Below are 21,846 nucleotides of genomic sequence, written 5' to 3'. Positions count from 1 at the left end.
CAGGAACTTGCGTTGAGGAGGAGTTGGAGTGCATCCCGATTCCCGCACCACCGGAGCGGCGTGGGCCGATCCGAGCCGTCCGGTCGACGAGCGGGTCGACCTGCTGCTCGCCGACATGACGGTCGAGGAGAAGCTCGCCCAGTTGGTCGGGGTCTGGGTGGGGGTTTCCCCCGACGACGCCGAGGTCGCCCCCGCCCAGCACGAGTTCTCCGAGCCGCTGCCGGAGTGGTCCGAGCTGACCAAGCCCGGTCTCGGCCAGCTCACCCGCGTGTTCGGCACGAGCCCGCTCGACCCCGCCGTCGGCGCCAGGGTCCTGGCCGACACCCAGCGCAGGCTGGTGGAGGGCAGCAGGCTCGGCATCCCCGCGATGGCGCACGAGGAGTGCCTGGCGGGGTTCACGGCCTGGCAGGCCACCGTGTTCCCCATCCCGCTGGCGTGGGGGGCGACGTTCGACCCCGACGTGGTCGAGCGGATGGCCACCGCCATCGGGGAGCAGCTCCGGGCCGTCGGCGTGCACCAGGGCCTCGCGCCCGTGCTCGACGTGACCCGCGACCCCCGCTGGGGGCGCACGGAGGAGACGATCGGCGAGGACCCGTACCTGGTCGGGCTGCTCGGCGCCGCCTACACCCGCGGACTGGAGTCGACCGGGGTCGTCGCGACGCTCAAGCACTTCGCGGGCTACTCGGCGTCGCGGTCCGGCCGCAACCACGCCCCCGTCTCGATGGGGCCGCGCGAGTTCGCCGACGTGGTGCTGGCGCCGTTCGAGATGGCGCTGCGGCTCGGCGGGCCGCGGTCGGTCATGCACTCCTACGCCGACGTCGACGGCGTGCCGCCCGCCGCGAACCCGATGCTGCTGACCGAGCTGCTGCGCGACACGTGGGGCTTCGACGGGGTCGTGGTGGCCGACTACTTCGGCGTCTCGTTCCTGGAGAGCGCCCACGGCGTGGCTTCCTCACCCGGTCACGCCGCCGCGCTGGCGCTCGCGGCCGGGGTCGACGTCGAGCTGCCGACCGTCCGCTGCTTCGGCGACCCGCTCCTCGAGCTGGTCCGCAACGGCGACGTGTCCCTCGACCTGGTCGACCGCGCGGTCACCCGCGTGCTGCGGCAGAAGTGCGAACTCGGCCTGCTGGACGCCGCCTGGAAGCCGACCCCGGCGGCCGAGGAGATCGACCTCGACCCGCCCGCGCTGCGCTGCCTCGCCAAGACCGTGGCGGAGCGGTCCGTGGTGCTGCTGGACAACGACCGGCACACCCTGCCGCTGGCGGCCCCGAGCCGCATCGCCGTGGTCGGCCCGTGCGCGGACGACGTGTTCACGATGATGGGGTGCTACTCGTTCCCCAGCCACGTCGGCGTGCAGCACCCCGACGTGCCGCTCGGCGTCGAGATGCTGACCGTGCTCCAGGCGCTCCGCGAGGAGTTCCCCGGCGCGGAGGTCGAGTACGCGCAGGGCTGCGCGGTCGACGGCACGGACCTCGGCGGCCTCGCCGAGGCCATCCGGGTTGCCCGCGACGCGGACGTGTGCGTCGCGGTGCTCGGCGACCGCGCCGGGCTGTTCGGCCGCGGCACGTCCGGCGAGGGCTGCGACGCGGAGGACCTGACGCTGCCCGGCGTGCAGTCCGACCTGCTCGCGGCGCTGCTGGAACTGGACGTGCCCGTGGTGGCGATCATGGTCGCGGGCAGGCCGTACGCGCTCGGCGACTTCCGCGGCGCGGCGGCGACCCTCCAGACGTTCTTCCCCGGCGAGGAGGGGGCGGGCGCCATCGCGGGCGTGCTCAGCGGGCGGGTCAACCCGTCCGGCAAGCTGCCCGTGCAGGTGCCGAACGGACCGGGCGGGCAGCCGTCCACCTACCTGCGCGCCAAGCTCGGTGGGCCGGGGGGCGTCAGCTCGGTCGACCCGACGCCGCGCTTCCCGTTCGGCCACGGCCTGTCCTACACCGCGTTCACCTACCGCAGGCTGGAGCTGTCCCGCGACACCGTGCCGATCGACGGCGAACTGGAGATCTCCTGCGTCGTCCAGAACACCGGCCTGCGCTGGGGGGCCGAGGTCGTGCAGCTCTACCTGCACGACCCGGTCGCCTCGGTGGCGCGCCCGGTGCGACAGCTCGCGGGCTTCGCCCGGATCGAGCTGGAGGCGGGGGAGTCGGTGCGCGTGACGTTCACGCTGCACACGGACCGCACCTCGTTCACCGGCGTCTCGGGGCGGCGGATCGTCGAACCCGGCGTGATCGACGTGCACGTCGGCGCGTCGAGCGAGGACACCCGGCTGTCGGGCAGCTTCTCGGTCGTCGGGTCGCCGCGCGAGGTCGGCTTCGACCGCGTGCTCACGACCCCGGTGGCACTCGGCTAGCCACGCGGTCGGCGTCGGCGAGCCTGCGCTGGGACCGGTACAGGGCGGAGGCTCGGCGCCACGCGTCGTGGGCCTCCGCGGTCCGGCCCAGCGCGGCGTACGGGTGGCCGAGGCGTTCCAGCGTCTCGGCCGCGCTGTGCGGGGCGTTGAGCTCCTCGTGCAGCGCCAGGGCTTCCCGGTGGTGCTCGACGGCGTCGGCGTGCCTGCCGTCCTCGTGCGCCACGACGCCCAGCGCGTCCAGCGCGCCCGCCACGCCGTGCCGGTTGCCGTGCGAGCGGCCCAGCGCCAGCGACTCGGCGCAGAGCCCCCTGGCCCGGTCGAGGTCACCGAGCCGCGCGGTCGCGAAACCGGCGGCGGTGAGCGCTATCGCCTCCCACAGGCGGTCCCCGGCGGCCCGGAAGAGCCGCACGGCGTCGTGCGCCTGCTCCAGGGCGCGACCGTTGTCGGCGCGCAGGAACCACGTCGCCGCGAGGCTCAGCCGCACGTGGCCCTCGAACCGCTGGTCCCGCCCCCGTTCCAGCGCGCGCTCCAGGTGCGCCAACGACTCGTCCAGCCTGCCGACGAGCGAACAGGCGTGCCCGAAGAGCTGGTGCGCCACGGCGAGCGCGTGCTCGTCGCCGAGGTTCTCCGCGGCTGCCAACGCCCTCCGCCAGGACTCGACCTGGTGCCCGTGGTGGGCGCGGCGGAAGTGGAACGGGTGCAGCGCCCACACCAGGTGCCACACCGCGAGGTCGTCGTCGGTGGTGCGCAGCGCGGCGAGCAGGCACTCGTGCTCGGTGTCGAACCAGCGCAGCGCGGCGGTGTCGTCGGCGAACGAGCCCTCGGGTGCCAGCGGGATCGGCGAGGGTTCCGGGTCGAGCGGGAGGCGGGCCGCGCCGGCAGTGCGGGTCCAGTGGTTGAGCAGTCGCGCCAGCGCGGCCGGGCGATCCTGGTCGGGCAGGTCGGCCGCGTACCGCCGGACCAGGTCGTGCATCCGGTACCGGCCGGGAACGTGGGCGGTGAGCAGGGACGCCCGTTCCAGCGCCCGCAGCACCGACTCCGGCCGACCGGTCGCCGCCACGGCCGCCGCGACGCCGATGTCCGGACCGGGAACACCGCCCAGCAGCCGGAACGCCGACGCCTGCTCCGGCGGCAGCGCCCGGTAGGACCACGACAGCACGGTCGACAGGTCGCCGTGGTCGGGGCGTTCCAGCGGGAAACCGGGGTGCGCCAAGGCCTGCCCGGCGACGAGCGCCAGCGCGAGCGGCAGACCGCCGCACCACTCCAGCAGGTCGTCGTCCGGAACCCGCCCGGTGCCCAGCCGTCGCGCCAGCACCGCTCGGGAGTCCACTTCGGACAGCACGTCCAGGTGCAGCGGCCTCGCCAGGTGCGCCGTGACGAGCCCGGCCAGCCGGTCGCGGCTGGTGACCACGACGGTGCTGCCGGACGTGCCGGGCAGCAGCGGCACGACCTGGGCGGCGTCGCGCGCGTTGTCCAGCACCACCAGCATCCGCCGGTCCGCCAGCAGGCTCCGGTAGAGCGCGGCCCTGGAGCCGGTGTCCGGCGGCATCGCGGCGGGAGGGACGCCGAGCGCGTCCAGGAAGCCGCGCAACGCCGTGTCGGGGTCCAGCGGCTCACCCGTCGGGTCGAACCCGCGCAGGTCGACGAAGAGCTGCCCGTCCGGGAAGCGCTGCCCGTGCGCCCAGTGCAGCGCCAGCCACGTCTTGCCGACGCCGCCGGTGCCGGTGATCAGCAGCAGCGGTGCGTTCGGGTCCAGCGCGGCCAGGTCGTCGGCTCGACCGGCGAACGCCGTCGGTGCGGCGGGGAGTTGGCGCGGCACGGGTTCGGTCAGCCTGGGGTCTGCGGCGAGGACGCGCCGGTGCAGGTCCGCCAGGTGCGGGCCGGGGTCGACGCCCAGTTCGTCGCGGAGTCGGGACCTGACGCGGCGGAGGTGGTCGAGGGCGTCGGCCTGGCGGCCCGCGCGGTAGAGCGCGGTCGCGAGCTGCGCGGCCAGGCGCTCGTCGAGCGGATGCCGTTGCGCGCGGCCCGTCAGCGGCGCGATGAGCGCGGGACCGCCGCCGCGCCGCAGGACCAGGTCGGTGCGGTCGAGGTCGGCGGCGTGCCGTTCCCGGCCCAGCTCCGCGCGGACCCCGGTCAGCCAGGGCGTGTCCAGGTCCTCGAACGGCTCGCCGCGCCACAGGTCGTCGGCCTGGGCGAAGAGCGTCTCCACGTCGTCGGTGGCGGACGTGCGCGCTTGCCGGACGAGCGCGCGGAACCGGTGCAGGTCAACGGTTTCCGGGGCGGTGGACAGCACGTAGCCGCCCGACCGGTGGGTGATCGGCACGCCGGGCAGCGCACGGCGCAGCCGCGTGAGATAGGTGTGCAGGGTGGCGCGCGCCCGTTGCGGAGCGCGGTCACCCCACACGCGGTCGACCAGGCGGTCGACGGGCACGATGGTGTTGACCTCCACCAGCAGCACCGCGAGCACGCACCGCTGCCTCGCCGGGCCGACGTCCAGCCGGGCACCGCCGTGCCACACCTCGACACCACCGAGCAGCCGGAACTCCACGCGACCCCCTGAACAGCGGATTCAAGCGTTCGTCCAGAAGTATCCCCGGCCCCTCGCGCACCGTGGGCGGCATGGGGAAACACGTGGGAGCGTTTCGGAGCCCGGCCGCGGAGGCCACGTTCGTCGAGGCATACCGGCAGGCGTTGACGCCGCCAGCGGAGACGCACGACGTGCCGACGTCGTTCGGCGTCACCAGGGTCTACCGCTACGGGCCGCCCGAAGGGGAGCCGATCGTGCTGCTGCACGGCTTCAACTCGACCTCTGCGCCGTGGAAGCCGTTCCTGCCGTCGTTCGCCGCGGCCAACCCGGTGTACGCCGTCGACTCGCTCGGTGAAGCGGGGGGCAGCGTGCAGACGAAGCCCTTCCGCGACGCGGCCGACCGGGCGAAGGCGCTCGACGAGGCACTGGCGGGGCTGGGGTTGAGCGGGGTGCACCTGGTCGGGGCGTCCGAGGGCGGCTGGTTGGGGACGACGCTGGTCGTGCACGCGCCGGACCGCGTGGCGACGCTCAGCCTGGTGGAGCCCACGACCGTGACGTCGCGGTACTCGTTCGCGGTGATGTGGCGGGGGCTGCTCGCGGGCCTGACGCGGTCGGACCGGCTCATGCGGCGGATGCTGGTGCACTCGATGGGCCGCGACCTGCTCGACCGGCCGGACGTGCGGGTGGTGTTCACCGGCGTGAAGGCCTACCGGCCACGGCTGCCGATGCTCGCGCCGCCGTCGGAGGACGCGCTGCGGGCGGTGCGGGTGCCGGTGCTGGCGTTGTTCGGGGCGCGGAACGTCGTGCACGACGCCGTGTCGGCCGCCGCCCGGTTGGGGGAACTGGTGCCGCACGCCGTGGTGGAGGTGTGGCCGGACGTGGGGCACGACCTGGGGCAGTTCGACGACACCCGGCCGGTGACCGATCGGGTGCTGAGGTTCGTGCGGGAGCACGCGCCCTGAAATTGTCGGTGCTCGTGGTTATGGTCCGGAGGACGTGATCGGACCTACCGGAGGACCCGCGATGAGCTACGTGACCGGCGTGCAGCCGAACGGCACGCCCACCTGGATCGACCTCGGCATACCCGACCTGGAGCGGGCGCAGGAGTTCTACGGGGCGCTCTTCGGATGGGAGTTCGTCTCGGCGGGCGCCGAGGCCGGTCACTACACGACAGCCCTGCTCGACGGGCGGCGCGTCGCGGCGCTCGCGCCGAACGAGGGGGAGAGCGAGTTCTGGTGGAACGTGTACTTCGCGGTCGACGACTGCGACTCGGTGGCGAAGGGCGTCGTCGAGGCGGGCGGGCGGGTCACCGTCGAGCCGGTGGACGTGATGGCGCAGGGGCGGATGGCCATCGCGCTCGACCCGACGGGGGCGCAGTTCGGGCTGTGGCAGGCGCGCGACCACATCGGGTGCGAGGTGGTGAACGAGCCGAACTCGTTGGTGCGCAACGACCTCGTCACACCGTCCGCCGGTCCCGCGCGTGAGTTCTACTCGTCGCTGTTCGGATTTTCGTTGGACCGCAACGAGGACGTGCCGGACTTCGACTTCACGTTCCTGCGGAGACGGGACGGGCACGAGATCGGCGGGATCTTCGGGAACCCCGAGGCGGCGCGGTCGCGGTGGGAGACGACGTTCGAGGTCGCGGACACCGACGCGGCGCTGGCGCGGGCCGTGGCGAGCGGAGGGGTGGCGGGGGAGGCGAGCGACATGGTGTACGGACGGATCGCGACGATCACGGACCCGTTCGGGACGGAGTTCTCGGTGATCACCAGGGCCTGACCGGCTATCCTCGTGGTGGCTCCTCGACCAGTGCAGCCCACCTCGCGTGCGTTTTCGGCGGAACCACCGCCTCGTCGTGCGCGGTCCCTACCGTGGATGTTCGAGGAGTTCGGTGATGAAGCACGTCGAGAGTTCGCCTGTCCGTGACCTGCTGGCCCTGATCGACCGGCCCGAGGTGATCTCGTTCGCGGGCGGGTTGCCCGCGCCCGAGCTGTTCGACCTGGACGGTGTTCGGGCGGCGTTCCACGAGGCGTTGTGCGAGCCCGTCGGGCGGCGGAACTTGCAGTACGCGCCGACGGAGGGGAATCCGGAGCTGCGGGCGTTGGTGGCCGCGCGGTTGAGCGCGCGGGGGTTGGCCACCTCCGGTGGTGATCTGCTGATCACGACCGGGTCGCAGCAGGGGTTGACGCTGGTCGCCGCCGCGCTGCTGGAGCCGGGGGCCGTCGTCGCCGTGGAGGAACCGACCTACCTGGCCGCGTTGCAGTGCTTCCGGATGACCGGGGCGCGGATCGTGCCGGTGGCGGGCGACGAGTTCGGCATGATCCCTGCGGCTCTGGAGGAGGTGATCAAGTCCGAGAAGCCGTCACTCGTGTACCTGGTGCCCACGTTCGCGAACCCGACCGGACGGACGCTGTCCGCGGATCGTCGCGTCGCCATCGCCGGATTGGCTGTGGCGCATGGGGTGTGGGTGGTCGAGGACGATCCGTACGGGGAGCTCCGGTATCGCGGGGAGGCGTTGCCGGCTGTCGCTGTCGGGGCGCCTTCTCGGGTGATCTACCTGGGGAGTTTTTCGAAGGTGGGGGCGCCTGGGCTGCGGATCGGGTGGGTTCGGGCGCCCGCGTCGTTGTTGCGGACGTTGGTGATCGTGAAGCAGGCGGCCGATTTGCACACTTCGACGATTGATCAGGCTGCTGCGGCTGTGTATCTGGGGTCTGTGGATCTTGATGCGCATGTGGAGGTGTTGAGGGGGGTTTATCGGGAGAGGAGGGATGTGATGGTGGGGGCTTTGCCGTTGGTGGCTCCGGATGGTGCTGTGTGGACGGATCCGGATGGGGGGATGTTCGTGTGGGTGAGGCTTCCTGGGGCGGTGGATGCTGGGGAGTTGTTGAGGGTGGCGTTGGGGTGTGGGGTGGCGTTTGTGCCTGGGGAGGCGTTTTTTGTTGGGGATGGGGATCGGGCTACGTTGCGGCTTTCGTTTGTGGGTAATGGGGTTGAGGTGATTCGGGAGGGGATGGGGAGGTTGGGGGAGGCTTTGGTGGGGGTTGGGTGAGGGGGGCTGGGGGTCGGGTGGGGGCTGGGTTGGGGGTGGGGTGGGTGGTTGAGGGGGGTGGTTTTGCCCCGGTGCGCAATTGTTTCGATGCCCGCTCTCGCTTGTCAAGGCGGGAAAGATGCCTTGACAAGCGAGAGCGGGCACGAAGGCGCTTGGGATCGGGGCGGCGGGGGAGGGCTGGGCAAAACCCGAGTCTGCGGATCGGTTGGTGGTTGGGAGGTGGGGGCTGGGTGGGAGGTGGGGGCTGTGAGCTGGGCGGGCTTGAGCGGCAGCATGGTTGGGTGGGGCAGTTCGGTCGGTCCTGCTCCGGCTTTGCCTGTTGGTCCGGTTCAGTCAGCCTGGCCCAGTCCTGGTAGCCAGTCCGGCTTAGCTCTGCCGGTCAGCCCGGCTCTGTTGCCCAGCCCAGCCCAGCCCAGTCCAGCCCAGCCCAGTCCCGTCCAGCCAGCCCAGTCCCGTACCCAGCCTGCCTGGCCTCGCCCGCCTCGGCCCTGCCCTGCCCAACTCGGCCCCGTCCAGCCAGCCCGGCCCAACTTGGCCCCGCCCAGCCAGCCCGGCCCGGCTGGCCCTGCCTGGCCCTTTCCAGCCCTGCTTCCCCTACCTTTCCCTGCCCTGCCCTGCCCTGCCCTGCCAGCCCGGCCCTTCCCTGCCCGTGGCTCTGTGGTCGGCTAGCGGCGGGTCCAGCGGTGCCACCAGTGGGTGCGTGGTGGTGATTCTGGCTTTGCCGGTTGTGCCGGGGTAGGTGTGCGCTGGTTTTCCGTGCGCCAGCGGTCCACTGTCTTGTCTGCGTTGACCGGGCCCAGGGGGACTCTTGGGCCGTCGCCGAAGCGGAGCCAGTTGACGATGCGGTGGTTGAGATCGGCGACCAAAGCGCGGACCTCTGCCTCGGTCTTCAGTGTCCGCACGGTGTCCGGTAGGGCGTCGACTTCCTTGCGCAGCAGCAGTGGTGTGGGTAGCAGGGCGTCGCTCGGCAGGTCTTCCCGGCGTAGGTAGTCCTTCAGCCACCACTGCTCCTCCACCGGTCCCTGCGCGCCCGGTAGTGGCTTTCCGGTGCCTGGGAGGTTGTCGAATTCGCCTCGGTCTGTGGCTTCGCGGATTTGCCGGTCGACCCACGACTCGAAGGTCATGTCGGTGGGTTTTCGCTCGGTCACCCTTCCGAGTGTGCCTGAGGTTCGTGTGCTCGGTCGGCGGCTTGAGCGAGCGGTTACCCTCCTTCGGTGACGGAAACGGATACCCCAGCCCCGACCGAGTCCCGACGACTGGTGGTGGTGCTCGCCATCGCGGTGGTCGTGCTGGTGCTCGACCAGGCGACGAAGTACTGGGCTGAATCCGCGCTCACCGGTAAGGCGCCGATTCCGCTCGTCGGCGAGTTCTTGCAGCTCAGGCTGCTCTACAACCCCGGTGCGGCGTTCTCCATCGGTAGTGGCTCCACGTGGATCTTCACGATCTTCGCCGCCGTCGCGGTGGTGGTGCTGGCGCGTCTTGCCACCCAGCCGCAGAGCCGGTCACGGGCCATCGCGTTGGCGTTGCTGCTCGGTGGTGCCTTCACCCACCTGCTGGACCGGCTGTTCCGGGATCCCGGCTTCGCGCGCGGGCACGTCGTGGACTTCATCGACTACAACGGGTGGTTCGTCGGCAACGTCGCGGACATCGCGCTGTTCGGCGGGGCTGTTCTGTTCGTGATCCTGACGTTCGTGCACGACCAGGCCGAGGCCAAGAAGGAGTAGTGCGCGCGAGGCTCCCCGCAGGAGGGGAGCCTCGCGCGATACGGGTCTAGCTGAACGGGTCGAGCGTGATGTACGCCTGGGCCGGGTTGCCGTCGTGGACGAGCGACTCGTGCGCGCCGACGTCGTCGAAGGCGAAGCCGTACGCCTTGCCGTCGACCATCTGGGCGTGGATCTTCTTGGAGTACTGGTTGGTCACGCCGTCCTGGTAGAAGCCCGAGTTGTTGGCGTCGGGCTGGTTGGGGTTGGACAGCAGGGTCGAGCGGTTGTACCCGGCGCACAGGGTGCGCGAGATCGGGCCGCGGACCAGGTCGTTCGGGGCGTCCAGGAGCTTGTAGCACCCGAAGATGCTGTCGGAGTCGGGCTTCTGGAACGAGGTGACGACCTGGCCGGCGCTGTTGGTGAAGTTCATCGTGTTGCCCGACACCCGGCCGAAGTACTTGAGGTTCGGCTGGTTGCCGAACGGCGTGACGGTGAGCGTGGAGGACGAGTACTTCGTCCACACGCGGTTCACGTAGTCGCTCAGGACGTTCGCGGGAAGCGCGCCCGCCTCGATGCCGTGACCCGGCGCGAGCGCCCGCACGATCGTGCCGTCCGAACGGGTGCGGATGAGGTTGGCCCAGCCGCCGGACTGGCTCCGCAGGGAGTTGTAGAAGGCGTTGTAACCGCCGGGCTTCAGCTTGCCGGTGGTCTTGGTCGCGCCGCTGACCGGGCGCACACCCACGTTGTACGGCGCGGAGACGAAGTCGACCTGGGTGCTGTTCAGCCAGAGGCCCGAGTCGTTCAGGGTGTACTCGGACCAGTTGAACAGGATGTTGACGTTCGGGTCGGACGGGTTCTGCACGGCGGGCTGCACGAGGCCGCCCGTGGTCACCTTGAAGACCAGCTTCTGGCCGTAGGAGAAGTAGACGCGGCCGGAGAACTTCGGCATCTGGATCGTCTTCGACTGGCCCTGCGCCGGGCCCGCGATCGACGCGTCCGGGGCCGCGGTCGGCGGGTTGCCCCCGGCGGGCCACGGGTGGAACCCGCCGTTCGCGTCCGCCCAGCCCTGACGGCCGGTCGAGAGCTCCGTGCCGAGGTTGTAGATGTAGATCGCGTCGCCACGACCCGAGTTGTTGGTGATCGTGAGCGGGATGGTGGCGGGTACGGCCTCGGCCGCGGTCGCCAGGGCCGTGAGTCCGGCCGCGGCGGTCACCGCGGCTGCTACCAGCGAGAACACCTTGTTTTTGACGTGCACCGGCTGTCCCCTCCTCAGGATGGAGTTGTGAGAGCGCTCTCACAGACTCGCGCGGAACCGGTGTCCGTGTCAACGCCCGGTGAAGTCGGGAAGTCAAACAGGTTTCTCGGACGTTCGGTTGGATGCTTTCCACCATTGGCGATACCGTGTGAGGTATCGACGTGGAGGTGGCCCGTGATCGCCGTCGTCCTGCTGCTGGGAGCCGCGATGCTCACGCCGATCTCGACCGCGCTGGTCGACCACCACGAGTGGCGCTCGGCCGCCTTCGCCGAAGGTGCCTCCGAGGGCGTGCGGCTCGCTGCGGACGGCCTGGTGGTCGACCACCCGATCGGCCGCGAGAACGGCTACGACTACGCCCGCTGGACGTCGCCGCCGCACGCCACGGGCTTCGGCGCGACGCAGGTCGTCCCGTCGTGGAACGCGGACACGCCTGCGGGGACGTGGATCCGGATCGACCTCCGCGGTCCCGAGACAGGCTGGTACGTCATGGGGCGCTGGGCCTTCGGCGACACCGACATCGCGCGCTCGACCGTGTCCGGGCAGTCCGACGAGAACGGTCGGGTCGACGTCGACACGTTCCGGGCGGCGGAGGGCCACTCCCAGCACGGGTTCCAGTTGCGCGTCACGCTCTACCGCGCGGCGGGCACCACGACGACGCCCACGCTGCTGATGGTGGGCGCGATGGCCTCGGCCGTCCCGGACGCGTTCACCGTGCCCGCCAGCGCGCCCGGCCCGGCGAGCGGCGTGGAACTGGCCGTGCCGCGGTACTCGCAGAACACGCACGTGGGCGGCGAAGCGCTGTGCAGCCCCACGTCCACGGCGATGGTGCTCGAGTACTGGGGTCGCGGACCGAAGCCGGAGGAACTCGACCCGAACCTGCCCGACCCCCGCGTCGAACACGCCGCCGAGCACGTCTACGACCACGACTACGAGGGCGCGGGCAACTGGCCGTTCAACACCGCGTACGCCGCGGCCTACGGCCTGCGCGGGCACATCACCCGGCTGAGGTCGTTGCCCGAACTGGAGGAGTACATCGTTCGCGGCGTCCCGGTGATCACGTCCCAGTCGTTCCGCGAAGATGAACTCGACGGCGCGGGCTACGGCACCGAAGGCCACATCATGGTGGTCGTGGGCTTCACCGAGGCGGGCGACGTGATCGCCAACGACCCGGCGTCCAGCTCGAACGAGACCGTCCGCCACGTCTACCCGCGCGCCCAGTTCGAGACGGTCTGGTTGCGCACCAAGCGCCTCGACGAGGACGGCGCCGTCGCGGAGGGGCCGGGAGGCGTCGTCTACGTCATCGAACCGGCGCCCTGACCAGGTCAGTCCAGGCCGTCGAGGTACTGCTTCGCCAGCCGCTTCGGTGCCCGCACCAGCCACGATTCGACGACCAGCTCCTCCAGTTCGGCGGAGCCGATCCTGTCCAGCCTGGCCAGGACCATCGCGTACCCGTCGAAGTGGGAGGTGGTGAAGTAGACGTCCGGGTCGTCGGCCAGCAGCGCCTCCTTCACGCCCAGGTCCGCCACCCGCAGGCCCAGGATCGGGCCGTCCGGCGCGTCCGCGCCCAGTTCCAGCAGGTCGGCCTTGCGCAGCGGGCGTTCGCAGACGAACCCCTTGCCCTTCACCCGCCAGTCGCGCGGCGACCGCTCCTCCGCTTCGGGCATCGCCATCGCGATCCGGTGTACCTCGTCCCAGGTGGCCATCCCGGCACTCTAGGACTCCACCGGCGTTCGGGCTCGCCGTGCTGTCACACCCGCGCGTCGGGATCCGTCATGCGGTCGACCGGACTCGACCAGACCCCCGAGGAGACGCCGTGCTCGGCATGAGCAGCTACCCCCAGACCTACATTGACGACTGCCGGGCGCGGATCGACGCCCAGGTCGACGCGTACCGCGCGGCGGCCGCGAGCCGCGACGCCGAGTTCGAGGTGGTGTTCTTCACGAACCTCGTGCTGGTGCTCGAACTGCACTTCGTGCACCGCCTCCGCACCAAGGAGCTGAAGGACGGGAACCCGCTGAACGAGGTCCGCCTGCTCAGCGGCTCCATCATGGCCAACGGCGGCGTGTTCACCGGCGAGAAGTCGATCAGGTGGGACCCGGAGAAGTCCGTGCTGAAGCACCGGGTCGGCGACGTGATCGCGCTGCGCGAGGCGGACTTCACCGCGTTGGCGAAGGCGTTCTTCGAGGACCTGGAGCGCAAGTTCCGCTAGGTCACCCGGTCGCAACGCGCGGCGCGTAGCCTCCACGTCCTCGACGAGGAGGCGCGCATGCCAGGTCGACGGCACCCGTCCGTGCTGATCAGGAAGCTGGTCAGCGAGCGTTCCGGCAGTTCGCAGGCCGCGATCCTCGCCGAGTTGCGCCGGTGCCTGCTCGACGGCGGGGTGCCGCCCGGCACGCAGATCCCGCTGGACGAGGTCGCGGCGGTGTTCGGCGTCAGCCGCATCCCGGTGCGCGAGTCGTTGAAGACGCTGATCGGGGAGGGGCTGGTGGAGCACCGGCCCAACCTCGGTTACACGGTCGCCAAGCTGACGGCCCGGGAGCTGCACGAGCTGTACCTGGTGCGCGGGGTGCTGGAGGCGGCGGCGCTGAGCGCGGCGGTCGGGGCGGCGAGCGCGGCCGACGACGTCGCGGCGCGGGCGGCGTACGAGAGCCTGGAGGAAGCGGTGCGGGCCGGGGACGTGCAGGCCTACCACCGGGAGAGCCGCAGCTTCCACCTCGCGCTCGTCGCGCCGTGCGGCATGCTCCGGCTGCTCGGCATGTTCGAGGCGGCCTGGAACGTCACCGAGCCGTTGCGCCCCATGGCACACGTGCCGGAAGCGGAGCGGACCCAGTTGCACAGCGACCACGACGCCATGCTCGCGGCGTTCGTGGCGCGGGACGAGGAGGCACTGCTGGAGGCCGCCAAGGCCCACCACCGGAGGCTCCAGTCGTCGCTGGAGCTGCTGCCCCGGCACACCGGGCTGTTCGCCGAACCGGACTAGAACGGCGGAAACCCCGGCAAGATATATGTTTCCCGTGATGGACGTGTAACATCGCGCTCCTACTTTTACCTGGCGTAGCCGTGATGGACTGGCGAGCCGGGAGTGACCATGACCGAGATCGTGCCGCACGCGCAGGAACTGCTCCCACCCGCCGAGGTCCCCGTGACCGGGGGCCTGAAGCCGGAGTACGACCCGAGACTCGCGAACGAGGACCTGGCCCCGCTGGAGAAGCAGACCTGGGGCTCCTACAACATCTTCGCCTTCTGGATGTCCGATGTGCACAGCGTCGGCGGCTACATCACCGCGGGCAGCCTGTTCATGCTCGGCCTGAATAGCTGGCAGGTGCTGGTCTCCCTGCTCGTCGGCATCGGCATCGTCTACTTCTTCTGCAACCTGGTCGCGAAACCCAGCCAGGTCACCGGTGTCCCGTACCCGGTCATCTGCCGCAGCGTGTTCGGCGTCCGCGGCGCGAACATCCCCGCGATCATCCGCGGCCTGATCGCCGTGGCCTGGTACGGCATCCAGACGTACCTGGCGTCCGCCGCGCTGGAAGTGGCGCTGCTCAAGCTGTTCCCCGGTCTCATGCCGTACGCGAGCGTGCAGGAGTACGGCTTCCTCGGCCTGCCGCTGCTCGGCTGGGCGTGCTACACGGTGCTGTGGATCCTCCAGGCGGCGGTGTTCTGGACCGGCATGGAGAGCATCCGCAAGTTCATCGACTTCTGCGGGCCCGCCGTGTACGTCGTCATGTTCCTGCTCACCGGCTACCTGCTGTACCGGGCGGGCTGGGGCGCGATCGACCTCAACCTCGGCGACGTCAAGTACACCGGCACAGCGGCCATCCCGGTCATGCTCGGCGCCATCGCGCTGGTCGTCTCGTACTTCTCCGGCCCCATGCTCAACTTCGGCGACTTCTCCCGCTACGGCAGGTCGTTCGCCGCCGTCAAGCGCGGCAACCTCCTCGGCCTCCCGGTGAACTTCCTGGTGTTCTCCATCCTCGTGGTGGTCACCGCCTCCCTCACCGTCCCGGTCTTCGGCGAGCTGATCATCGACCCGGTCCAGACGGTGGCCAGGATCGACAGCACCCTCGCGATCGTCCTGGGCGCGCTCACGTTCACCATCGCCACGATCGGCATCAACATCGTCGCGAACTTCATCTCCCCGGCGTTCGACTTCTCCAACGTCAGCCCGCAGAAGATCTCCTGGAGGGCGGGCGGCATGATCGCCGCGGTCGGCTCGGTGCTGATCACCCCGTGGAACCTGTACAACAGCCCGGACGTCATCCACTACACCCTGGAGACGCTCGGCGCCTTCATCGGACCGCTGTTCGGCGTCCTGATCGCCGACTACTACCTGGTGCGCAGGCAGAAGGTGGTCGTCGACGACCTGTTCACCATGTCCACCACCGGCAGCTACTGGTACCGCAAGGGCTTCAACCCACCCGCCGTCATCGCCACGGTCGTCGGCGCGGCCATCGCCATGGTCCCGGTCCTCTGGACCACGGGCCCCGGCATGAAGGGCGCCGCCCCGTACACCTGGTTCATCGGCATGGTGCTCGGCTTCGCCGTCCACGCCGTCCTCTCCCGGCGGCGGTGACCGTGCGCATCAAGGTCGTCAACCCCAACACCAGCGCGGCGATGACCCGGAACATCCACGGCGCGGCACGGGCCGTGGCCGCTCCGGGCACGACGATCGAGGCCACCAGCCCGGCGATGGGCCCGGCCTCGATCGAGAGCCACTACGACGAGGCTCTCAGCGTTCCCGGTGTCCTCACCGAGATCGCGGCAGGCGAACGGTCCGGAGTGGACGGTTACGTCCTGGCCTGCTTCGGCGACCCCGGCCTGGACGCGGCGCGGGAGCTGGCCACCGGTCCGGTCGTGGGCATCGCCGAGGCCGCGATGCGCACGGCCACCTACCTGGGCCGGACGTTCACCGTGGTCACGACGTTGGCGAGGACCCGAGGCCGGGCCTGGGACCTCGCCGAGCGCTACGGCGTGACCAAGTTCTGCGCGGGCGTGCACGACGTGGACATCCCGGTGCTGGAGCTGGACCAGGACCCGGACACGCTGCGGAAGCTCACCGAGGCCTGCGCGTCGGCCATCGCCGCGGACGACGCGGACGCCGTGGTGCTCGGCTGCGCGGGCATGGCGGACCTCTGCGCCGACCTGACGAAGGCGCTGGGCGTCCCGGTGATCGACGGGGTCCGGGCGGCGACGCTCCAGGTCCAGTCGTTGATCACCATGGCCCTGGCCACCGACAAGCGGGGCGAGTACGCCAAGCCCCCGGCCAAGGCCTACTCGGGTCTGCTCAGCACCTTCACGTCGCCGCTCTGACCACCACGGACACCAACCGCGCCTGACCACCGCGCCACCCGGTGCCGACCGCCAGGTATCGCGCGGACGTCCCGACCACGACGCTCGCCCTGCGCCCCCGCCCGACCACACCGGCGGGGGCGTAGGCGCGTCCGTCGACGCTCGTCGCCACGGCGGCGGACGGCACCGCGCCCGCCGTCCAGGTCAGCACGACCTCCCCGATCGCCACGACGGCGCCGAGGTCCACCACCACCCGCCCGTTCGCGCCGGGCGTCCACGAGGTCCGCGGGTCGTCGTCCACGACCGCGCCGGGGTCGGACATCCCGGTGGGCAGGGGAGCGGAGGGGAACGTCACCCGGCCCACGGCCAGGTCCGCCAACGGGTAGGGCCGCCCGCCGGGGAACACGACCTCGACGCCGGGCACCACCGGCAGTTCGATCCCACCGGCCTGCTCCACCAACAGCATCGCGGCGGGCCCGGTCACCCGCACCCGCTGCCCGTCGAGCACAGTCACGGTGACCCCGACGGGCACCGCGCCGCCGCCGACCCGCCGCACCGTGAACCGCGGGGCCTCGACGCGGGCCGAAGCCGCCTCCAGCACCACGTCGTGATCGGTGCCGACGGCCGTGATCCGCTGAACCCCCTGGTAGACCCGCACGGCCGTGCGCGACTGCCGCACCGAGACGACCCCGGTCACCCGTCGCGCGTCGAGGTTGAACAGGCTGAGGTACCCGTCCGCCACGCTGGCCCGCACGCCGTCGGGGCACACCGGGGCCCCCGCGGCGGCGATGGCCCGCAGGTCCCGCTCCGCCCCGACGTAGCCCTCCGCCACGAACCCGGCGGCGGGCCCGTCGGACAGCACCACGGTCGTCCCCCGGACCGCGATCGGGGCCGCGGAGCCGTGCACCACGAACCCCGCCCGCCCGTCCACGTCCAGCCACCTCCCGGTGCTGCGCAGGTCGTCGCGCGGGTAGGTGGCCACCACGTCCCACCGCGTGCCGTCGGGGGACGCCTCGACGCGGTACGCCTGACCCGCGGCGGCCTCCCAGTGCAGCCGCACCCGGTCCAGCGGCACCGCGGCCCCGAGGTCGACCGCGAGCCAGCTATCCGCCCTGGGCCGGTCCGCCTTCGACACGGCCCACCGCGTGCCCGCGTCCCCGTCGACCGCGAACCCCGGCTCGCGCCCGGTGTCGAACGAGGAGGCCGACGCCGTCCGTCCACGCGCCAGGTCCGCGCCACCGCCGTCCCGGACCTCGAAGGCGTAGAGCGAGTACCCGTAGGTGGGGTGCGGCGTGATCCCGACCATCCGCACGTACCGGGCGGTCGTCCTGCCGAACACGTGGTCGTCGGCACGTCCGACGCCCTCGGGCGCCCGCACGGTCGTGCTGCCCTCGGCGGCGGTGAACACCCGGTCCCCGTCCAGGCCGGGAACTCCGGGCATCGTCAGGTTGTGCACGGACACGCGACCTTCGCCCGCGGCGACCCCGGAGGTCGCGTAGACGACGGTCCCGGTCGGCAGCGTCACCATGCCCGCCCGGCCGCTGTCGAACGCCAGCACGCTCGCCGTGGCGTCGAACCCGTCCCGAACACCGTTGTACGCCTTGGCGAACCGGCCCCGCACCGCCAGCCCGGTGGACGGCAGGAGCATCGGCGTGCCGCCGCTGATCACGAACAGCCAGTCGTCGTGCGACGGCTGCCAGGCGAACTTCACCAGCCCGGCCTTGCTCACCGTCCCGGCCCAGGCCCGTTCGGACTGCTGGGCCAGCAACCCCGGTCCGGCGCCGAAGTCCGTGGCGCCGCTCGCGAACCGGAACAGCTCCGCCGACTCCACCGGCACCGGTCGCGGCCTCAGCTCGTGCAGCAGGTAGGCGATGGTGATCTCCGCGCGCGCCTCGGGCTCGTACTTCGGCTCCCCTGAGAACTTCGCCATCCGGTCGGCGGGCGGGTACGCCTGGTAGGCCTCGAGCCGGGCCGCGAGGTCCGCCTCGGCCCGAGCCGCGTACCGGTCGCCCAGCACCTGGGCCCGGAACGCCAACGGGATGACGTCCCGCCCGTACAGGTGCTCGCGGTCGGCGACCATCGGCATCAGCGGCTCACCGGCGTCGCTCATCGTCCCCAGGATGGTGCGCCACAAGCGGTCCCCGTTCGGCTGGGCGGTGATCACCTCGGGCAGCGGTCGTCCGGCCAGGAGGAAGTGGACCGCGTTCCGCGCGGACGTCCGCCACAGCTCCTCCTGGTAGTGCGGCCCGAACGACCCGTGGTTCTCCACGACGTACGTGTCGTGCACGTTCGCCGCGGTGTTCGCGCTGACCGCCACGCCGTCGACCAGGACCGGGTTCGCCAGGTCGGCCGCGGGCAGGCCCGCCATGTTCCGGCTCCACCGCCCGAACGCCGTCCGCCACTCCTCCGGCACCGTCGCCGCCCACGCCAGCCCCGGCGCGAGGGACTGCGCGTAGACGCCCATCTCCTCCAGCTTGGTGTCGCCCTGGTACCCGCCGGTCAGCCCGTTCGGCGTCCACGCGCCGGACCTCGGGTCGTTCCCGGTCCCCAGCGACACCGTGTACTCGGCCTGCGCCCGCGCGATCGTGTCCACCGCTTCGCGCGTGGCGGCGTCCAGGCCGGCCCACAGGAGCCGCGCGGCCAGCACGAAGTACGACTGGAACGTCGTGTCCCAGAACAGCGTCTTGCCCCACTCGGTGCCGCCGACCAGCGCGTTCGACGCCGCGAAGTGCTTGATCGTCGCCACCGTCCGCGTGCGCAGGTCGTCCTTCGAGATCCCGGTGACCTGCGCGTCGTAGGCGCCCCTGGTCAGCAGGAGCGCGTTCCCCAGTACCACGGCGAACCCGAAGTCCGTCCTCCGGTAGCGCCCGGCGGTGGCGTCGAACTGGGTCTCCGACCACCGCGTGTGCCGCAGCAGGACCCGGTAGTAGGTGTCCGCGACCGGGTCGGCGGCCTTCGCGGACGCGCTCCCGTCCCAAGCGCTCCCGTCCCACGTGACGGCCACGGTGCTCGCCCCGATCAGCCCCAGCAACCGCCGCCGGTTGAGCAGAAAGTCCGCCACGTCAGCTCCCGCCGCCTTGACAACGTTGTCGCACGTCCGTGCGGCCATGGAACCACGCGACCCCGTTCGCACAGGAGCTTTCTGTCCCGAACAAGTCAGGCCTTGCTCCCGATGGCGGCACCCCCGTTGGTCTGCCACGATGCTGGCCTGTCGCGACCAAGGAGCACGTCATGGCCTCTCGCCTCAACCCGTACATCAGCTTCGTGGACAACGCCCGCGAAGCGATGGAGTTCTACCAGAGCGTTTTCGGCGGCACCCTCGTGCTCAGCACGTTCGGCGAGTTCGGCGGCGCCGCCGACTCCGAGTTCGCCGACAAGATCATGCACGGCATGCTCGAAACCGAGAACGGCTTCGCGCTGATGGGCGCCGACACGCCGCCGGGCATGGACCACAACCCCGGCACCAACATCACCGTGAGCCTCAGCGGCGACGACGTCGACGACCTGCGCGGCTACTGGGACAGGCTGTCCGAGGGCGGCACGGTCAGCGTCCCGCTGGAGAAGCAGATGTGGGGCGACGAGTTCGGCGCGTGCGTCGACCGCTTCGGCATCCCGTGGATGGTCAACATCGCCCAGCCCCAGCCCTGAGGGGTCACGCCCCGAGGTGCCCGAGCACCAGGCCGACGGCCTGCTCGACGGCGTTCCGCGACTGCTCGGTGTGGTCCAGCACGTCGAACGCGTGCTGGCCGTCGGGCACCTCGACGACCTGGGCGTCCGGCGCCTGCTCCAGGAGCCGGTCGACGGTGACCTGCCGCTCGGGCAGTTCCAGCCCGACCCTGGTCACGACCAGCGGCCGTCCCGGTCGCACCTCGTCGGCCGACCCCAGCAGCGGGTAGCTGAACGCCAGGCACCGCAACCACTCCGGCGACTCCCCGAGCCACCGCCCGACCAGCAGCGCCCCACCCGAGAACGCCCACACCGCGACCCGGTCCCCGTCGACCTCGTCCGCCGCCCGCACGGCCTCCACCACCCGTGCCACCACCTCGGCCTGCTCGGCCACGTCCTCGACCGAGTGGTAGGGCTGGTCGACCACCACCCCGGCCACCCCCCGCGCCGCCACCAACCGGCTGTACCCCTGGTAGACCGGCCACTGCCGGGGCCGGAACGGGTACCTGGCAGGCGCGGGCCCAGGCACGACCACCACCGCGGGCACCGGTTTTTTCACGCCCGGCGGCAGGTACAGGTCGTACCCGTCACGCTGCTCGACGGCCCCGGAGAACGGCGCCTCGACGACGAACTCCATCTCGTGCGGAAGCTGTGGCATGCCACCATCCTGACAGCGCGGAACCCCTCTCTGCGATCCTCCGAATGCGCTGGTCCACAGTGGACGGTCGGCGAATCGCGCTTGTGCCCAGGGCTGGGGGCTGCGATCATCCGTCCATGACTGATCGAAAGGGCGGTTCCGCCCTGGCGCTGTGAGCGCCCGCCGCGGGCGAACAGCCCGGCCCCTCGCCCTTTGGTGGCGGGCGGTCACCCTCCGCTCCGAGTGGTTCGACCACGCCCTCTCCACCGCACCCGCCGACCGGCAGGCGTCCGAGGACGCCATCACCGACCTGTACGCCCTGGTAGGCAGGCCTCGGCCGTCATTCGTGTGGGTCGATTCACCCGCCGCCGCACAGCCGCTGCTCCCGCCGTCCGCGGGCATCCGCTCCGATCTGCCGCTGCCACTGGAGAGCCTCGTGGCGTCGCTGGTGTCGTCGCTGCGGGAACGGCTGGACCGCCGGATCGGCGCGGACCGCGACATCTCCTTCCAGCCTCCCGACCCTCCGCTCGACCCGGTGGCGAGCCTGCGTTCCGGCGTGCCGCTGCGGACCGTGCTGGAGGCGGGGGTCCGGGATCCGCTGCGCCGCACCGCGGGCGAGTCCGTCGCGGGAGCGATCCGCGCGGCGCTCCCCGAGCGGTCCGGTCTCGTCTGGTACGGCCAGCACGAGGCCGCGTGGGTGGCGCACTACGACGTGCACCGCCGCGTCGGCGTGTCCCTGTTCGGGGCCGATGACCTGGTGCAACTGGAGCTGTGGGCGACCATCGCCCGGTCGTGCGGCTGGTGGTGGCCGCGCGAGGGCGTGTGCGTGGTCGCCGAACGTCCGGCGGAGGTCCACGTCGAACCGGTGGCGGGCAGCGCGTACGGCGAGTCCCGCCTCCACCGGGACGACGGCCCGGCGGTCGTCTTCCGCGACGGTTGGTCGCTGCACGCGTGGCACGGCACCGCGGTGCCGTCCTGGGTCGTCGAGTCGCCCACGGTCGACCTCATCGCGGCCGAGCCCAACGTCGAGGTCCGCCGGTGCGCGATCGAACACCTCGGCTGGGCGGAGTTCATCGAGCGGGCGGGGCTGACCCTGGTGAGCCGGTCACCGGATCCGGGCAACCCCGACGCCGAACTGCGGCTCTACGACCTGCCCTACCAGCGCTGGGGCTCGCGGGCCCGGCTGCTGCTGGCCGTCAACGGCTCCGTCGAACGCGACGGCACCCGACGGCGCTACGGCCTGCGCGTCCCGCCGTGGTTCGACGACCCGATCGACGCCGCCGGGTGGTCCTACGGCCTCACCGGCCCCCAGTACGCCCAGCTCCAACGCCGCACCTGACCCTCCGAGACCACCACAGGTGATCACCTTGGAA

The 21,846-nt window shown here is 71.5% G+C and carries 18 protein-coding genes; 12 read left to right on the top strand and 6 right to left on the bottom strand.

All coding sequences use genetic code 11. The features are described 5' to 3' along the window. Nucleotides 1–28 precede the first annotated feature (28 nt). The gene (locus NZH93_RS14565; protein ID WP_259623596.1) at nt 29–2,347 is read left to right on the top strand and encodes a beta-xylosidase/alpha-l-arabinosidase; all 2,319 of its coding nucleotides are present in this window, start codon (nt 29–31) and stop codon (nt 2,345–2,347) included. On the opposite strand, the gene NZH93_RS14560 is transcribed toward NZH93_RS14565, so the two are convergent. Next, a complete protein-coding gene (locus tag NZH93_RS14560) occupies nt 2,322–4,895 on the bottom strand; it encodes an AfsR/SARP family transcriptional regulator (protein WP_259623595.1) in 2,574 nt (857 codons plus the stop codon). The genes NZH93_RS14565 and NZH93_RS14560 overlap by 26 nt on opposite strands. 71 nt (nt 4,896–4,966) lie before the next feature. Here NZH93_RS14560 and NZH93_RS14555 point away from each other — a divergent pair, with 71 nt between their 5' ends. From NZH93_RS14555 to NZH93_RS14545, 3 genes are all read left to right on the top strand, one after another. Further along, nucleotides 4,967–5,836 carry an alpha/beta fold hydrolase gene (locus NZH93_RS14555; protein WP_259623594.1) on the top strand — a complete coding sequence of 290 codons (870 nt, stop codon included), beginning with the start codon at nt 4,967–4,969 and terminating at the stop codon, nt 5,834–5,836. A 61-nt stretch (nt 5,837–5,897) separates the two neighbouring features. Further along, nucleotides 5,898–6,653, top strand: coding sequence for a VOC family protein (locus tag NZH93_RS14550; RefSeq protein WP_259623593.1), 756 nt, complete (start codon nt 5,898–5,900; stop codon nt 6,651–6,653). A 115-nt stretch (nt 6,654–6,768) separates the two neighbouring features. Next, nucleotides 6,769–7,923 (top strand): aminotransferase-like domain-containing protein, encoded by a 1,155-nt coding sequence (locus tag NZH93_RS14545; protein WP_259623592.1) that lies wholly within the window; start codon nt 6,769–6,771, stop codon nt 7,921–7,923. 665 nt (nt 7,924–8,588) lie between these two features. On the opposite strand, the gene NZH93_RS14540 is transcribed toward NZH93_RS14545, so the two are convergent. Next, nucleotides 8,589–9,071: a DnaJ family domain-containing protein gene (locus NZH93_RS14540; RefSeq protein ID WP_259623591.1), complete on the bottom strand. Its 483-nt coding sequence runs from the start codon at nt 9,069–9,071 to the stop codon at nt 8,589–8,591. Nucleotides 9,072–9,137: 66 nt separating this feature from the next. On the opposite strand from NZH93_RS14540, the gene lspA reads away from it, so the two are divergent. Further along, nucleotides 9,138–9,647 carry a signal peptidase II gene (gene lspA, locus NZH93_RS14535; protein ID WP_259623590.1) on the top strand — a complete coding sequence of 170 codons (510 nt, stop codon included), beginning with the start codon at nt 9,138–9,140 and terminating at the stop codon, nt 9,645–9,647. A gap of 46 nt (nt 9,648–9,693) precedes the next feature. Here the strand turns inward: lspA and NZH93_RS14530 are convergent, their stop codons facing one another. After that, on the bottom strand, nt 9,694–10,881 hold the full coding sequence (locus tag NZH93_RS14530; RefSeq protein WP_259623589.1) for a glycoside hydrolase family 64 protein: 1,188 nt from the start codon (nt 10,879–10,881) through the stop codon (nt 9,694–9,696). 207 nt (nt 10,882–11,088) lie between these two features. Between NZH93_RS14530 and NZH93_RS14525 the strand changes: the two genes are divergently transcribed. After that, entirely contained in the window at nt 11,089–12,198 is a 1,110-nt protein-coding gene (locus NZH93_RS14525) for a C39 family peptidase (protein ID WP_259623901.1), read from the top strand. A gap of 5 nt (nt 12,199–12,203) precedes the next feature. On the opposite strand, the gene NZH93_RS14520 is transcribed toward NZH93_RS14525, so the two are convergent. Beyond that, nucleotides 12,204–12,584 carry an MmcQ/YjbR family DNA-binding protein gene (locus tag NZH93_RS14520; RefSeq protein ID WP_259623588.1) on the bottom strand — a complete coding sequence of 127 codons (381 nt, stop codon included), beginning with the start codon at nt 12,582–12,584 and terminating at the stop codon, nt 12,204–12,206. Between the two features lie 119 nt (nt 12,585–12,703). Between NZH93_RS14520 and NZH93_RS14515 the strand changes: the two genes are divergently transcribed. The 4 genes from NZH93_RS14515 (at nt 12,704) to NZH93_RS14500 (ending at nt 16,191) form a co-directional block, all read left to right on the top strand. Then, complete coding sequence (locus NZH93_RS14515) at nt 12,704–13,090, top strand: hypothetical protein (protein ID WP_259623587.1); 387 nt, start codon at nt 12,704–12,706, stop codon at nt 13,088–13,090. Between the two features lie 57 nt (nt 13,091–13,147). Continuing rightward, nucleotides 13,148–13,861, top strand: a complete 714-nt coding sequence (locus NZH93_RS14510) for a GntR family transcriptional regulator (RefSeq protein WP_259623586.1) — start codon at nt 13,148–13,150, stop codon at nt 13,859–13,861. A gap of 108 nt (nt 13,862–13,969) precedes the next feature. Continuing rightward, complete coding sequence (locus NZH93_RS14505; protein ID WP_259623585.1) at nt 13,970–15,454, top strand: NCS1 family nucleobase:cation symporter-1; 1,485 nt, start codon at nt 13,970–13,972, stop codon at nt 15,452–15,454. Beyond that, nucleotides 15,451–16,191, top strand: a complete 741-nt coding sequence (locus NZH93_RS14500) for an aspartate/glutamate racemase family protein (protein WP_259623584.1) — start codon at nt 15,451–15,453, stop codon at nt 16,189–16,191. Before NZH93_RS14505 ends, NZH93_RS14500 begins: the two co-directional genes overlap by 4 nt. On the opposite strand, the gene NZH93_RS14495 is transcribed toward NZH93_RS14500, so the two are convergent. Beyond that, nucleotides 16,175–19,231: a discoidin domain-containing protein gene (locus tag NZH93_RS14495; protein ID WP_259623583.1), complete on the bottom strand. Its 3,057-nt coding sequence runs from the start codon at nt 19,229–19,231 to the stop codon at nt 16,175–16,177. The two genes, NZH93_RS14500 and NZH93_RS14495, sit on opposite strands and share 17 nt — an antisense overlap. Before the next feature lie 170 nt (nt 19,232–19,401). On the opposite strand from NZH93_RS14495, the gene NZH93_RS14490 reads away from it, so the two are divergent. After that, nucleotides 19,402–19,818 (top strand): VOC family protein, encoded by a 417-nt coding sequence (locus NZH93_RS14490; RefSeq protein ID WP_259623582.1) that lies wholly within the window; start codon nt 19,402–19,404, stop codon nt 19,816–19,818. Between the two features lie 4 nt (nt 19,819–19,822). Here the strand turns inward: NZH93_RS14490 and NZH93_RS14485 are convergent, their stop codons facing one another. Then, nucleotides 19,823–20,494 (bottom strand): hypothetical protein, encoded by a 672-nt coding sequence (locus NZH93_RS14485; RefSeq protein WP_259623581.1) that lies wholly within the window; start codon nt 20,492–20,494, stop codon nt 19,823–19,825. Between the two features lie 151 nt (nt 20,495–20,645). Between NZH93_RS14485 and NZH93_RS14480 the strand changes: the two genes are divergently transcribed. After that, a complete protein-coding gene (locus NZH93_RS14480) occupies nt 20,646–21,812 on the top strand; it encodes a DUF6745 domain-containing protein (RefSeq protein ID WP_259623580.1) in 1,167 nt (388 codons plus the stop codon). The last annotated feature ends 34 nt before the right edge of the window (nt 21,813–21,846 follow it).

Origin of the sequence: Umezawaea endophytica, from assembly GCF_025061645.1 — a bacterium.
In the GTDB taxonomy this organism is placed as follows: Bacteria; Actinomycetota; Actinomycetes; order Mycobacteriales; family Pseudonocardiaceae; genus Umezawaea; species Umezawaea endophytica.
Note: the sequence above shows the minus strand (reverse complement) of the source record. Positions and strands in the feature narration are given on the sequence as shown.

What these genes read in the sequence shown, in the direction of transcription:
- NZH93_RS14555 (WP_259623594.1), top strand. Translation starts at nt 4,967, where the DNA reads ATGGGGAAACACGTGGGAGCGTTTCGGAGCCCGGCCGCGGAGGCCACG.
- NZH93_RS14550 (WP_259623593.1), top strand. Translation starts at nt 5,898, where the DNA reads ATGAGCTACGTGACCGGCGTGCAGCCGAACGGCACGCCCACCTGGATC.
- NZH93_RS14545 (WP_259623592.1), top strand. Translation starts at nt 6,769, where the DNA reads ATGAAGCACGTCGAGAGTTCGCCTGTCCGTGACCTGCTGGCCCTGATC.
- NZH93_RS14525 (WP_259623901.1), top strand. Translation starts at nt 11,089, where the DNA reads ATGCTCACGCCGATCTCGACCGCGCTGGTCGACCACCACGAGTGGCGC.
- NZH93_RS14520 (WP_259623588.1), bottom strand. Translation starts at nt 12,584, where the DNA reads ATGGCCACCTGGGACGAGGTACACCGGATCGCGATGGCGATGCCCGAA.
- NZH93_RS14515 (WP_259623587.1), top strand. Translation starts at nt 12,704, where the DNA reads ATGAGCAGCTACCCCCAGACCTACATTGACGACTGCCGGGCGCGGATC.
- NZH93_RS14510 (WP_259623586.1), top strand. Translation starts at nt 13,148, where the DNA reads ATGCCAGGTCGACGGCACCCGTCCGTGCTGATCAGGAAGCTGGTCAGC.
- NZH93_RS14505 (WP_259623585.1), top strand. Translation starts at nt 13,970, where the DNA reads ATGACCGAGATCGTGCCGCACGCGCAGGAACTGCTCCCACCCGCCGAG.
- NZH93_RS14490 (WP_259623582.1), top strand. Translation starts at nt 19,402, where the DNA reads ATGGCCTCTCGCCTCAACCCGTACATCAGCTTCGTGGACAACGCCCGC.
- NZH93_RS14485 (WP_259623581.1), bottom strand. Translation starts at nt 20,494, where the DNA reads ATGCCACAGCTTCCGCACGAGATGGAGTTCGTCGTCGAGGCGCCGTTC.